Source organism: Streptomyces sp. NBC_00162 (assembly GCF_024611995.1).
Taxonomy (GTDB): Bacteria; Actinomycetota; Actinomycetes; order Streptomycetales; family Streptomycetaceae; genus Streptomyces.
The window spans coordinates 5,102,049-5,115,533 of sequence record NZ_CP102509.1 but is presented as its reverse complement, the minus strand read 5'-3'; the positions used below and the strand labels follow the sequence as shown (position 1 = coordinate 5,115,533).

At 69.5% G+C, this 13,485-nt stretch carries 12 protein-coding genes; 2 read left to right on the top strand and 10 right to left on the bottom strand.

Annotated features, from left to right (window positions below; all coding sequences use genetic code 11):
• Positions 1-90 precede the first annotated feature (90 nt).
• Positions 91-594 carry a large conductance mechanosensitive channel protein MscL gene (gene mscL, locus JIW86_RS23940; RefSeq protein ID WP_257555894.1) on the top strand — a complete coding sequence of 168 codons (504 nt, stop codon included), beginning with the start codon at positions 91-93 and terminating at the stop codon, positions 592-594.
• A 31-nt stretch (positions 595-625) separates the two neighbouring features.
• Here the strand turns inward: mscL and JIW86_RS23935 are convergent, their stop codons facing one another.
• The 9 genes from JIW86_RS23935 to pflB form a co-directional block, all read right to left on the bottom strand.
• Positions 626-826, bottom strand: a complete 201-nt coding sequence (locus tag JIW86_RS23935; protein WP_257555892.1) for a hypothetical protein — start codon at positions 824-826, stop codon at positions 626-628.
• Between the two features lie 37 nt (positions 827-863).
• Positions 864-2,291 carry a NarK family nitrate/nitrite MFS transporter gene (locus JIW86_RS23930; RefSeq protein ID WP_257555890.1) on the bottom strand — a complete coding sequence of 476 codons (1,428 nt, stop codon included), beginning with the start codon at positions 2,289-2,291 and terminating at the stop codon, positions 864-866.
• Between the two features lie 2 nt (positions 2,292-2,293).
• Positions 2,294-2,662 carry a hypothetical protein gene (locus tag JIW86_RS23925; protein ID WP_257555888.1) on the bottom strand — a complete coding sequence of 123 codons (369 nt, stop codon included), beginning with the start codon at positions 2,660-2,662 and terminating at the stop codon, positions 2,294-2,296.
• Positions 2,659-3,312, bottom strand: a complete 654-nt coding sequence (locus tag JIW86_RS23920; RefSeq protein WP_215143010.1) for a ubiquinol-cytochrome c reductase iron-sulfur subunit — start codon at positions 3,310-3,312, stop codon at positions 2,659-2,661. Before JIW86_RS23920 ends, JIW86_RS23925 begins: the two co-directional genes overlap by 4 nt.
• Complete coding sequence (locus JIW86_RS23915; RefSeq protein ID WP_030662475.1) at positions 3,309-3,908, bottom strand: 4Fe-4S dicluster domain-containing protein; 600 nt, start codon at positions 3,906-3,908, stop codon at positions 3,309-3,311. Before JIW86_RS23915 ends, JIW86_RS23920 begins: the two co-directional genes overlap by 4 nt.
• 6 nt (positions 3,909-3,914) lie before the next feature.
• Complete coding sequence (locus tag JIW86_RS23910) at positions 3,915-6,245, bottom strand: molybdopterin oxidoreductase family protein (protein WP_257555881.1); 2,331 nt, start codon at positions 6,243-6,245, stop codon at positions 3,915-3,917.
• Complete coding sequence (locus JIW86_RS23905; protein WP_257555879.1) at positions 6,242-7,339, bottom strand: MFS transporter; 1,098 nt, start codon at positions 7,337-7,339, stop codon at positions 6,242-6,244. The genes JIW86_RS23910 and JIW86_RS23905 overlap by 4 nt, the downstream gene beginning before the upstream one ends.
• A gap of 69 nt (positions 7,340-7,408) precedes the next feature.
• The gene (pflA, locus tag JIW86_RS23900) at positions 7,409-8,236 is read right to left on the bottom strand and encodes a pyruvate formate-lyase-activating protein (RefSeq protein ID WP_257555877.1); all 828 of its coding nucleotides are present in this window, start codon (positions 8,234-8,236) and stop codon (positions 7,409-7,411) included.
• Between the two features lie 25 nt (positions 8,237-8,261).
• Positions 8,262-10,532: a formate C-acetyltransferase gene (pflB, locus tag JIW86_RS23895; RefSeq protein WP_257555875.1), complete on the bottom strand. Its 2,271-nt coding sequence runs from the start codon at positions 10,530-10,532 to the stop codon at positions 8,262-8,264.
• Positions 10,533-10,798: 266 nt separating this feature from the next.
• Here pflB and JIW86_RS23890 point away from each other — a divergent pair, with 266 nt between their 5' ends.
• Positions 10,799-11,917: a MerR family transcriptional regulator gene (locus JIW86_RS23890; protein WP_257555874.1), complete on the top strand. Its 1,119-nt coding sequence runs from the start codon at positions 10,799-10,801 to the stop codon at positions 11,915-11,917.
• A gap of 14 nt (positions 11,918-11,931) precedes the next feature.
• On the opposite strand, the gene JIW86_RS23885 is transcribed toward JIW86_RS23890, so the two are convergent.
• Positions 11,932-13,341, bottom strand: coding sequence for an MFS transporter (locus JIW86_RS23885; RefSeq protein ID WP_257555873.1), 1,410 nt, complete (start codon positions 13,339-13,341; stop codon positions 11,932-11,934).
• Between the last annotated feature and the right edge of the window lie 144 nt (positions 13,342-13,485).

The window sequence follows — 13,485 nt, the reverse complement described above, 5'->3', positions numbered from 1 at the left end:
AGGTGGGGGCCGATTGGACACGCCGAGGCCGGACTGCCGTAGTTTTCGGAACCGTTGGCTCCGTGTTCGGCACATGTGAAGAAAGGCTCAGTGGTGAGCGAGAAGAAGAAGGAGAGCGTCCTGGCGGGCTTCAAAGCCTTCCTGATGCGCGGCAACGTGGTCGACCTGGCGGTCGCCGTGGTCATCGGCGCGGCGTTCACGAACATCGTGAACTCCATCGTCAAGGGAATCATCAGCCCGCTGGTGGGAGCCATCGGGACCAAGAACCTCGACGTCTACAAGTCGTGTCTGAAGGACCCCTGCGCCATCGACGCGAGCGGTCAGCCCACGGGCGTCGAGATCCTGTGGGGCTCGGTGCTCAATGCCGCGCTCACCTTCCTGATCACCGCGGCCGTCGTGTACTTCCTCATGGTGCTGCCGATGGCGAAGTACCTCGCCAAGGTGGAGGCACGCCGCAAGGCCAGGGAAGGCGTCCAGGAGACCATGGAGATCACGGAGCTGGAGGTCCTCAAGGACATCCGGGACGCCCTGGTCGCTCAGCGGGGGGCCAACGGCGGTGGCACCGGGGCACCGGGGTCGCGCGACGCGTTCTAGCCGGCCGGTCCGGCCGGGCCGCCACGACGGCTCAGATGTGGTGCGGGGGCTTCTCGTCGAGGAAGCGGGCCAGGTCGGCCGCGCTTCCGCCGGCGAGCGGCCGCTCGCCCCAGCCCCGGTCGGTGTCGTCCGAGGACTGCTGGTCCAGCGGGTCGTCGAAGACCAGCCGGGGCCTGGGCTTCGGCGGCACGGCAGGCTCGGTCTGCGGGTCGGAGGCGGCGGGGGTGCTCATGCCTCCAGAGTACGGCCGCCGTCGGCGGCTCCTCCGCTCAGCTGGGAGCCTCGGCGCCCTTGCGGGCGTAGAACCACCAGCACACCGCCAGGCAGCTGGCGTAGAAGCAGATGAAGATCCACAGCGCGCTCGTGACCGTCATGGCGGCGAACATCGCGGGGATGAAGAAGAAGCCGTAGGCGGCGATGGCGGAGGAGAAGCCGGTGACGGCGCCCGCCTCCATCTCGGACTGCTGCAGCGCGGCGCGCTGCGCCTCCGGCCCCTTGTCCGCAGCCTCCCGCATGTGCTGGTCGCGGAAGATCACCGGGATCTGCCGGAAGGTCGAGCCGTTGCCGAGGCCGGAGAAGGCGAAGGCCGCCAGGAAGCCGGTGAAGAAGGCCCAGAAGCTGCCCTGGTCGCCCTGGTGCGGCAGCGCGAAGATGATCACCACCAGCGAGGCCGCCATGCCGACGAAGGACAGCATGGTGACCCTGGCACCGCCGATCTTGTCGGCGAGCCAGCCGCCGGCCCAGCGCATGAGCGCGCCGACGAAGGGGCCGATCCACGCATAGGTGGTGGCCTGGTAGCCCTGCGCCTCGAAGTTGTTCTTGATCAGCAGCGGCAGGCCCGCGGCGAAGCCGATGAAGGACCCGAACGTGCCGACGTAGAGCCAGGTCATCAGCCAGTTGTGCTTGCGCTTGAAGATGATCTTCTGCTGGCTGAAGGGGGCCGCGGCCACCTTGAGGTCGTTCATCAGGAACCAGGCGAGCAGGGCCATGATGACCAGCAGCGGCACCCAGAGGAAGGCGCCGTTCTGCAGCCAGATGTCGGTGCTCTCCTTGGCGTCGTGCTGCGGACCGCCGGCCGGGGCGCCGAGTACGGCGGCGGTCACCACCAGGGGGGCGACCAGCTGGACCACGCTCACGCCGAGGTTGCCGAGACCGCCGTTGAGGCCGTTGGCGCTGCCCTTCTCCCGCTTGGGGAAGAAGAAGCCGATGTTGGCCATCGAGGAGGCGAAGTTCGCGCCGCCGATGCCGCAGACGGCCGCGATCAGCGCCAGTTCCCAGTAGGGGGTGCCGGTGTCCTGGAGCGCGAGGCCCAGCCACAGCATCGGCGCGATGAGGATGATCGTGCTGAAGGCGGTGAACTTCCGCTCGCCGAAGATCGGCCCGATGAAGGTGTACAGGATCCGGAAGGTGCCGCCGGTGATGCCGGGGATGGCGGTCAGCCAGAACAGCTGGGACTTGGAGAAGGCGAAGCCGACGTCGTTGAGCTTGACGACGGTGACCGACCAGACCTGCCAGACCACGAAGCCGAGCATCAGCGCGGGGATCGAGACCCAGAGGTTGCGCTGGGCGACCTTGCGGCCGGTGGACTGCCAGAAGCCGTCGTCCTCGGGCCGCCAGTCGCCGATGGTGGCGCCGGGCTTGTAGGTCTCCGCCCGGTGCGAGCGCACCGCGGAGTCGGTGTTCGTGCGTATGGACATCGTCATCGGTCCTTCGGGTCGAGGAGCCACAGCGCGATCACGACGAGGAAGGACAGGATCAGGAATCCCGCCCCCCACCAGGCCGTGCCGGTGTTGCCCTTCATCCACTCGTTGACGGTCACGGTCAGCGCCCAGAGCTGTCCGATGACCACGGTGAGGGCCAGGGTCAGACGGGCGTTGAGCTTCGAGGACCGCTCCGGCTCCTGTTCGGTGCCGGCTCCCGGGCCGGGGCCCGTGTGCCGGATCCGCGGGTCCCCGTAGCCGCTGGTGGAGCGGATCTGCGGATACCGCTCGCGCACCGGCCGGTTGAGCCGGGGCTGGGCACTCCCCGGGTGGTAGTCGGGGCGCGGAGGCAGCTGTGCGTCGGTCACGTCCGCCCGCTCTCGTTCGAAGTGGCGCGATCGGCTCCGGGGCAGCCCAGCTGGCGGCTCGTCTCGGGGCGGGTATCGCCGAACTGCCGGCACAGGGCGTCCTTGGCCGGCTCTCCCGAGCGGGCGGTGGCGATGGCCCAGACGCTGCCGTCGGTCTGCTCGGTCAGGAAGACCATGGGGAGCGGTCGAGGTGGCGGGCCCGCGGTCACCTCGCCGGTGCGGACGTCGAAGACGCCCTCGTGGCAGGGGCAGTACAGCTCCCCATCGAGGCCCCGGTCCTCGCGCCAGAGCACGCCGCAGGCCAAGTGGGTGCAGACGGCGGAGTAGCCCACGAGGGTGCCGTCGGCCAGCCGTACGGCCAGGGCCCGGTCCTCGTCTCCGGGGAACCGGAAGGCGACGGACTGGCCGGGCGCCAGCTCGGCGGCGACCAGCTTGGGCTCGGGCAGCTTCTCGCTGTCGCCGTGCCGGTGCAGGATGCCGGCGGCGACGCCGACGCCGCCGATGGCCAGGCCGCCGGAGACGGTGGCGACGATCCGCAGGTAGTCGCGGCGGGTGGTGAGGGAGTCGGCGCTGATCCGGTCGCGGAGCTGCTCGGCGGCGGCGTCGCCGTCGGGACCGGGTGCGGGAGGCGGCTGTTCGGTGACGCTCATCGGACGTCCACTCCGTTCACCTCGACCACGGGCAGGCCGCCGGGGACGGGCCACTGGACCTTGTCGGCGGGGACGACCATCGCCACGCCGGTGCTGACCATCACGTCGCCGAAGGCGAAGGAGTCGGCGACCTGGACTCCGGGGCGCTCGGCCTGGAGCTCCTCGAGGGTTCCGTAGAAGAGGGCGCCGGTGGGGCAGACGGTGGCGCACATGGGGGCCAGGCCGTAGGCGGTGCGGTCGTAGCAGAGGTTGCACTTCATCTGCAGCTTCGCCTGGAGGTCGATCTTCGGGACGCCGAAGGGGCAGGCGTTGACGCAGTTGGCGCAGCCGATGCAGCGGGTGGTGTCGGCCTGCTGGACCACGCCGTCGGCGGTCACCAGGATCGCGTCGGCGGGGCAGACCTCGGCGCAGGGGGCGACCGGGTCCTCGCAGTGCATGCAGACGGTCGGGAGGGAGGCGACGGACATGCCGGGTTCGGTGTAGTCCAGGTGGATCATCGACTTGCCGCGGTGGGAGTCGCATTCGCGGCAGGCGGAGACACAGGCCTGGCAGCCGATGCAGCGACCCGGGTCGATGAAGATCGTGCGGCCCATCATGGCGGGTCAGCTCCTCTCCGCCGTGCCACGGCCCTGCGGGGACGTGGGGGGCAGGGGGTCGGTGCGGGAGACCTGGGCCTCCGGGTAGGCCTCCTGGCCCGGGGCGGTGGGCGGCGCGGGGACCTCGTCGATCCGGTCGGCGGCCTCGACACGGGCGGCGCAGACCTTGTACTCGGGGATCTTCGAGCGGGGGTCGAGGGCGTCGATGGTCAGGGCGTTCGCGGCCGTCGGGACGGGCCAGTGGTACGGGATGAAGACGGTGTCGGGGCGGATGGCCTCGGTGACCAGGGCCGGGAAGACCTCGCTGCCGCGGCGGGTGACCACCCGGACCGGGTCGCCGTTCCTGAAGCCGTGCGAGGGGTGGACCTCGACCCAGGGGCGCGGGGTCTGTTCGACGAGGGCGCCCAGGCGGCGGGTCTGGTTGCCGGAGAGGAAGTGCGCGACGGTGCGGCCGGTGGTGAGGGAGAGGGGGTACTCCTCGGTGTAGGCGTCCATGGGCGGATGCCATTCCACGACCTGCATGTGGATCTTTCCGTCGGGGTGGCAGGTCCGGCCGTCCTCGAACAGCCGGGGGGTGCCCGGGTGCTCGGTGGAGGGGCAGGGCCAGGCGATCCCGCCGGTCTCCTCCAGGCGCTCGTAGGTGATGCCGTAGTAGTCGTTGACCGTGCCGGCGGAGGCGACGCGCAGCTCCTCGAACACCTCGCGGGAGCCGGGGAAGTCGAAGTGGTGGCCGGCGCCGAGGCGTCTGGCCAGCTCGCAGATGACCCAGGTGTCGGTGCGCACTCCGGCGGGGGGCTCCTGGGCCTTGTTGTGCTTGACCACCCGGGCCTCGGCGTTGGCCATCACCCCTTCGTCCTCGGCCCAGGTGGTGACGGGGAAGACGACGTGGGCGTTGGCGGCGGTCTCGGAGAGGAAGAAGTCGAACTGGGCGTGGAACTCGGCGGTGTCGTAGCCGTCCTTGACCACCGCGTAGTTGGGGAGGGAGACGAAGGGGTTGTTGCAGATGCCGATGAGGCCGCGGATCTCCCGCCGCTGCATCTGCCAGACCATCTCCATCATGGAGGTTCCGGCGCCCGGGAGTTCGGACTCCTCGATCCCCCAGATCCGGCAGATCTGGGCCCGGTGTTCCGGGTTGGAGATCGAGCGGCCGCCGGGGAGGAGGTCGGACTTCTGGCCGTGCTCGCGGCCGCCCTGGCCGTTGCCCTGGCCGGTGATGGTGCCGTAGCCGGCGCCCGGCTTGCCGATGTTGCCGGTGGCGACGCACAGGTTGATCACCGTGAGGCAGTTCTCGACACCCTGGGAGTGGTGTTCGATGCCGCGGGCGTGCCAGGCCATGGCCTTGTCCGCCGCGGCGAAGACCCGGGCGACCTGGACGATCTGCTCGGCCGGGATCCCGCAGATCTCGGCGGACCGGGCGGGCGGGTAGGCGGCGACGGTCTGCTTGACCTCCTCCCAGCCGGTGGTGTGGGCGGCGAGGTAGGTCTCGTCGGTCAGTCCCTCGGCGACGATCACGTGCAGGACGGCGTTGAAGAAGGCGGCGTCGGTGCCGGGCTTGAGGGCGACGTGGATGTCGGCGGTGCGCGCGATGGCCGTCTCGCGCGGGTCGATGACGATCAGCGAGGCGCCGCGGTCCCGGGCGCCCCACAGGTACTGGGTCATCACGGGAAAGCACTCCCCCACGTTCGACCCGGCGATGAGCAGGCAGTCGGTGAGGAGGATGTCGGAGAAGGGGTTGCCGGCCCGGTCGATGCCGAAGGCGAGCTTGTTGGCCCCGGCGGCGCTGACCATGCACAGGCGGCCGTTGTAGTCGACGTGCTTGGTCTTCAGGGCGACCCGGGCGAACTTGCCGACCAGGTAGGTCTTCTCGGAGAACAGGCTGGCGCCGCCGAGCAGGCCGAAGGCGTCGTTGCCGTACGCCTGCTGGATGCGCCGGATCTCGGAGACGGTGAAGTCGAGGGCCTCCTCCCAGGAGGCCTCCTTGAACTCCTCGTCGCGGGAGCGGCGCATCAGCGGGGCCGTGAGCCGGTCTGGGTGGTTGACCTGCTGATAGGCGTTGATGCCCTTGGGGCACAGCCGCATCCGGTTGATGTCGTGGTTGCGCGGCTCCACGCCGAAGACCTTGCCGTGCTTGTCCACGCGCAGGTACATCCCGCACTGCACGCCGCAGAAGCAGCAGTGGGTGGGGACGAGGGTCTCGCCGTTCTGGTCGGCGTGCCACTGGTCGGCCGGGATCCCGCCTGCGTCGCGGAAGTTGCGGGTGCCGGGTGGCGCGATGGACGGGTCGATGGAAACGGGAACGGGCAGGGACACGGCCTTGACGGGGTCGGTCGCGGTCACTTGAAGCCTTTCTTGACGTCGGTCAGGTAGGCGTTGCCGCGCAGCACCCGCTTGCAGCGCGGGCAGTATTCGACGAAGGCGTTGAAGTCGAGCCCCAGGTCCTGCATGGTGCCGCGCAGGTTCTCGACGTACGGGGTGGTGTCGATCGGCTCCCCGCAGCGCTTGCAGGCGAAGACCTGCTCGTCCTGGCGGGCCGTGTACTTGAACAGCTGCATGCCGACGGCGGCCGGCCGCTGGACGATGTGGAAGAACTTCCCGAACGGGATGTAGATGAGGGTGAACACCACCGACACCATGTGCAGGATGGCGAGGAACTCGTAGCCGCCGCCGTGCAGGAAGATCGACGAGAAGGTCAGCAGCAGCCCGGTCACGGAGATCACGATCAGGCAGATCAGCGGCAGCAGGTCGTAGGCGAAGCGCTGGCCGGTGATGGCTCCGCGGTCCTTCATCCTGCGCCACAGGAAGTACGAGGCCCCGGGGATGACCAGGACCGCGGCGACGTCCAGCCCGTGGAACATCAGCCAGCCCAGGATGTTCAGCGAGTCGAAGCCGAGCACCTTGAAGCCCCAGATCCGCATGTCGTATCCGGGGCCGGAGCCGCTGTCCGAGGTGAAGGTGAACCAGCCCCAGGTCAGCGGGAAGGTGATGAGCGCGGCCAGGATGCAGCCCCAGAAGATGAGCTGGTGGGCGGCCCAGCGGGCGCGCGAGCGGGCGCCGAGGAACTTCTGGAAGCCGAGGTAGGTGGCGATCATCTTGGGCAGGGCGGTGGGCGCCTTGCGGAAGTTGTCGGCCGAGAAGAAGCTGCCGAAGCCCTTCTTGAAGAGGCGGCGCGCGCCGGGCGCGGAGACCCAGACCGTGTACCGGTAGGCAACGCCGAAGGCCAGGAAGACCGTCGCGACCGCGTACGGCAGCAGGGCCGAGTCGAAGTCGCGCAGCAGCCGGCTGCCCAGCACGATCGCGGCGATGAGCAGGAGCGATACGACGGTGCCGGCCAGGGTGGCCCGGGCGGTGACGGATCTCCTGCCCGGCGGCGGGGTCTCGGGTGCCTCCGGCGGTGGCGGGGCTGCGGCGAGTGCTTCTGTGGGCTCGGACACAGCACCACGCTAGGCGGTTCATACCGATTAAGCCCGTTATGCCATGGTCATGGTTACGCCGAACGGGGGTCAGACGGCGGTCAGTCCCCGCGCCTCGAAAATCTCCCTGGCCTCGGCCACCTGCCCGGCGTCGGGCGAGGGCGTGTCGCGGAGGGTGAAGTTCATGCCCAGCGCCTGCCACTTGGCCTCGCCCAGCTTGTGGAAGGGCAGGACGTCGACCCGCGAGACGTTGCCGAGCGAGCCCGCGAAGGCGGCGACCCCCTCGATGTTCTCCCGCGCGTCCGTGAGCCCCGGAACCAGGACGAAGCGCAGGTGCACCTCCTTGCCGAGGTCCGCGAGGCGCTGCGCGAAGTCGAGGGTGGGCCGCAGCGGGCGCCCGGTGACGCGCCTGTACGTCTCCCGGTCCCAGGACTTGATGTCGAGCAGGACCAGGTCCACGTCGCGCAGCAGCGAGTCGGTGGCCCGTACGCCGAGGAAGCCGGAGGTGTCCAGGGCGGTGTGCAGCCCCAGCTCGTGCTTCATCCGGTGCAGCAGATCGCCCGCGAAGACGGGCTGGAGCAGCGGCTCGCCGCCCGAGACGGTGGCCCCGCCGCCGGACGCGGCGATGAACTTCCGGCACTTGGCGGCTTCGGCGATCACGGCGTCGACCGAGGTCCTCTTGCCGCCCCGCATCTTCCAGGTGTCGGGGTTGTGGCAGTACAGGCAGGTCAGCGGGCAGCCGGACAGGAAGGTCACGAAGCGCGTGCCCGGACCGTCGACCCCGGTCGACAGGTCCCAGGAGTGCACCGAGCCCTCGCTCGGCCGCTGGGTCGCGGCGGCCGCGGGGGTGGCGGCGGAGTGGGCGGCGGCGGAGTGGGCGGCGGCCTGGGCGGTGTTCGCGCCGAGGAGGACGGTCATGGCAGGTGCTCCAGACGGGTGGGCTCTAGAGCGAGCCGTGGAAGGTGCGGTTCAGCACGTCGAGCTGCTGGTCCCGCGTGAGGCGGACGAAGTTCACCGCGTAGCCGCTGACCCGGATGGTCAGCTGCGGGTAGTTCTCCGGGTGCTCCATGGCGTCCGTGAGCGTGTCGCGGTTCAGCACGTTCACGTTCATGTGGAAGCCGTCGCCGGCCATGTAGCCGTCGAGCACGCCCGCCAGGTTCTTGATCCGCTCCTCGGGGGTGCGGCCGAGACCGTCGGGGGTGACGGTGTTGGTCAGCGAGATGCCGTCCTCCGCGTCCTCGTACGGGAGCTTCGCGACCGACAGCGCCGAGGTGACGTAGCCGTGGGTGTCGCGGCCGTTCATCGGGTTGGCGCCCGGGGAGAAGGGCTCGCCCGCCCGGCGTCCGTCCGGCGTGCTGCCGGTCTTCTTGCCGTAGACGACGTTCGAGGTGATCGTCAGCACGGACTGGGTGTGCTCGGCACCCCGGTACGTCTCGTGCCCCCGCACCTTCTTCATGAACTCCTCGACGAGCCACACGGCGATGGCGTCGACGCGGTCGTCGTTGTTGCCGTACGCCGGGTAGTCGCCCTCCACGCGGTAATCGGTGACGAGGCCGGTCTCGTCGCGCACCGCGCTGACCTTGGCGTGCTTGATGGCGGACAGCGAGTCGGCGGCGACCGACAGGCCGGCGATGCCGCAGGCCATGGTGCGGCGCACGTCGCGGTCGTGCAGGGCCATCTCGATGCGCTCGTAGGCGTACCGGTCGTGCATGTAGTGGATGACGTTCAGGGCGTGGACGTAGGTCTGCGCGAGCCATTCCATCTGCTCGTCGAACTTGGCCATGACCTGGTCGTAGTCCAGCACCTCGGAGGTGAGGGGGCCGGTCTCGGGGCCGACCTGGGCGCCGGACTTCTCGTCCCGGCCGCCGTTGATCGCGTAGAGCAGGGTCTTGGCGAGGTTCACGCGGGCGCCGAAGAACTGCATCTGCTTGCCGACCGGCATCGCCGACACGCAGCACGCGATGGCGGTGTCGTCGCCGAAGCGCGGGCGCATCAGCTCGTCGGACTCGTACTGCACCGAGGAGGTGTCGATCGAGACCCGGGCGCAGAACTCCTTGAAGCCCCGCGGCAGTCGCGGCGACCAGAAGACGGTCATGTTCGGCTCGGGAGCCGGGCCGAGGTTGTAGAGGGTCTGGAGGTAGCGGAAGGAGCTCTTGGTGACCAGCGGACGGCCGTCCTCGCCCATGCCGGCGATCGATTCGGTGACCCAGGTCGGGTCGCCGGAGAACAGCTCGTCGTACTCGGGGGTGCGCAGGAAGCGGACGATGCGCAGCTTGATGATGAAGTCGTCGACCAGCTCCTGGGCCTGCTCCTCGGTGAGGAGCCCGGCCTCGATGTCGCGCTGGAGGTAGACGTCGACGAAGGTGGAGGTGCGGCCGAGCGACATGGCCGCTCCGTTCTGCTCCTTCACGGCGGCCAGGTACGCGAAGTACAGCCACTGGATGGCCTCGCGGCCGGTGGCGGCCGGGCGGGAGACGTCGTGCCCGTAGGAGGCGGCCATCGCCTTGAGTTCGGCGAGGGCGCGGATCTGCTCGGCGAGCTCCTCGCGCAGGCGGATCGTCTCCTCCAGCGAACGGTGGCCCGCGGGGAGGGAGTTCACCTCCTCCTTCTCCTCCTTCTTGACGGCGATGAGGCGGTCCACGCCGTACAGGGCCACGCGGCGGTAGTCGCCGATGATGCGGCCGCGGCCGTACGCGTCCGGCAGACCGGTCACGACGCCGGCCTTGCGGGCGGCGCGGATCTCGGGGGTGTAGGCGTCGAACACACCGGCGTTGTGGGTCTTGCGGTACTCGGTGAAGACCTTCTCGAGATCCTCGGAGACCGGGTAGCCGTAGGTCTCCAGGGCGCCGGCGACCATGCGCCAGCCGCCGTACGGCATGATCGCGCGCTTGAGCGGAGCGTCGGTCTGGAGGCCGGCGATCAGGTCCTTGTCGCGGTCGATCCAGCCGGGCGCGTGCGCGGTGATCGAGGACGGGATGTCGTGGGCGATGTCGTAGACGCCCTTCTCGCGCTCTTCCGGGAACTTGTCCGTGATCGCCTTCCACACGGCCGCGGTGCGCTCGGTGGGGCCGGCGAGAAAGGTGTGGTCGCCCTCGTACGGCGTGTAGTTCTGCTGGATGAAGTCGCGGACGTCGATGGCGTCGCGCCACAGACCGCCCTTGAAGCCCTCCCAGGCCTCGCCGTTCTTCGTGGTCTCCGCAGGGGTGGCAGTCATCGCCCGCACCTTCTTCGAGTCGCCTCATTGCTTGGTTCCATTGCACGCCTTTTGATCGATCATCTGGCGCCGCGTTGGTCCCGACCTGGAGCCCGAAGGGCCTGCGATCCCCGCCCGACGACCCTCGACACCGCCATGACCTGGGATTTCACCAAGGCCGAAAGTCCTTCCCGCGCTTGTGAACGCCTTCACAAATAGGGGTTCCGCCGGCCGGGCTTGACCCTCGACTTGGTGCAGGGCACAGAGTTCGGGGTGTGGAGAGCGAGATGCGCAGTATCGGTGAGATGGCTCGGGACAGTGGGCTGAGCGTGAGCGCCCTGAGGTTCTACGACGGGGCCGGCGTACTGGTCCCGGCCTGGGTGGACCCGGTGAGCGGCTACCGCTGGTACGGCCCGGAGCAGCTCGGCGAGTCCCGGTTGCTGGCCCGGCTGCGCCGGGCGGGCATGCCGTTGGCCGACATCCGGCTGGTGCTGGCCGGCTGGTCCGCCGCCGACACCGATCTGGTGCGCAAACTGCTCCAGGCGCATCTGCACCGTATGGAACTGGGGCTGTCCGATGCCCGCGGTGAGTTCTCCACGATCCGAGCGCTACTCGAACGCAGGGAGAACCCCATGGCTTTGCCCCGCACCACCTCCGTCCGGTCGGCCGTCTCCGCGCCTGAGCTGGCCGCCGCCCTGGACGCGGTCCGTTTCGCCGCCAGTGCCGACCCGGAGCTGCCGATGCTCGGCGGTGTCCTGTTCGATATCGAGGGTGAGACGCTCCGTGTCGTGGCCACCGACCGGTACCGGATGGCTGTCGCTCAAGCCGCTATCGACGGACAGGACGGGCACGGCGGGCACGACGGGCACGGCGGGCACGACGGGGCCCGTGTGCAGGTCGTCGTACCCTCCCCGCTCGCCGACGCGATGCGGGCGCTGCTGAGTCACGACGCGTCCGTCCGGCTCACCGTGGACGGTGACCGCGTGCTCCTGGAGACGGGGGAGCGTCAGGCTGCCGGCCAGTGCCTCGGCCACGACTTCCCCGATTACCGCCGCCTCGTCCGCCTGCCCGCGGGGCGCCGTGCCCTCGTCGATGTACCGGCCTTCCGGGAGGCGGTGGCAACCGGTCCGGTCCGTGCGAGCGAGCTGCGCGAGGAGGGCGGTCCGGCCTGTGACCTCAGCGTGCTCAAGGTGGCGGCCGATGGCGTGGTGACCGTCTGCGAGGACGGTGACGACGACCGGGACAAGGTCGCCGTCAACCGGGACTTCCTGCTGGACGCCCTCGCCGCCGGAGCCGCCGACCAGCTGGTTCTGGAGTTCGGCGCCCCCAAGGCCCCGCTGGCGATCCGCCGGACCGATACCGAGGACACCTTCTCGCTCCTGATGCCCGTCCACCTGGAGAACTGAGGCCGGGACAGGGCCTAGCTGGGGGCTTCCGCGCCGGGGCGGGCGTAGAACCACCAGGCCACGGCCACGCACGAGGCGTAGAAGGCCACGAAGCCCCACATCGCGCTGGTCACCGCGAAGTTGGCGAACATCGCCGGGATGAAGAAGAACCCGTAGGCGGCGATGGCGGCCGTGAACCCGGTCACCGCGCCCGATTCGATCTCCGCCTGCTTCAGCGCGGCCGCGTACTGCGGCGTGCCCTCCGTCAGCCCCTTCAGGTGCTGCCCCCGGAAGATCACCGGGATCTGCCGGAACGTCGAGCCGTTCCCGATGCCCGAGAAGAAGAACGCCGACAGGAAGCAGAAGAAGAACCCGTAGAAGGAACCGGAATCCGAGCCGGCCGGCAGGAAGGTGATCACACCGATGATCGACACGGCCATGCCCGCGAAGGACAGGATCGTCACCCGGGCGCCACCCAGCTTGTCGGCGACCCAGCCGCCCGCCCAGCGGGCCAGCGCGCCCAGCGCCGGGCCCATCCAGGCGTAGGTGGCCACCGAGTACCCGGGGAAGGTGGTCTTGATCAGCAGCGGCAGGGCCGCCGCGAAGCCGATGAAGGAGCCGAAGGTGCCGGCGTAGAGCCAGGTCATCAGCCAGTTGTGCTTGCGCTTGAAGATGATCTTCTGCTGGCTGAAGGGGGTGGAGGCGACCTTCAGGTCGTTCTGGCCGAACCAGGCCACCGCGGCGAGGACGATCAGCACCGGCACCCACACGAAGGCCGCGTTCTGGAGGTAGATCTCCGAGCCGTTCGCCTTCTTCTGGCCCGCGCCGATCGCCAGGACGGACGAGGTGATCAGGATCGGGGTCAGCAGCTGGACCACGGACACGCCCAGGTTGCCCAGTCCGCCGTTGATGCCCGTCGCGTTGCCCTTCTCCTGCTTCGGGTAGAAGAAGCCGATGTTGGCCAGCGAGGAGGAGAAGTTCGCGCCGCCGATGCCGCACAGCGCGGCGATCGCGATCATCGTGCCGTACGGGGTGTCCGGGTTCTGCACCGCGAAGCCCAGCCAGAGCAGCGGCCCGATCAGCACGACCGTGGAGATCGCCGTGAAGCGGCGCTGCCCGATCATCGGGCCGATGAAGGTGTAGAGGATCCGCGCGGTACCGCCGGTGATGCCGGGGACCGCCGTCAGCCAGAACAGCTGGGACTGCGAGAAGCCGAAGCCGACGTCCTTCAGGTTGGTCGCCGTGATGCTCCACACCTGCCAGACCACGAAGGCCACCAGCAGGGCCGGCACCGCGATCCACAGATTGCGGGTCGCGACCCTCTTCCCCGTGGACTGCCAGAAGGAGGGATCCTCCGGCGTCCATTCGGTGATGGTGCGGCCGGGGCGGTACTGCGCCGGATCGCCGACCAGCGGCCTCTGCGCTTCCTTCGTAGCGGTACTCATTGCACTGCACGTCCTGAATTGCGAGAAGGGTCCTGACCTATCCAGACTCCGCCCCGCACCCGGGCCCGCGGCAGAGGAGAACGCACTGTGGGCGACGGGACAAGGTCCCGCCGCGCACAGTGCGTTGGTCCGTACGCGACCGCC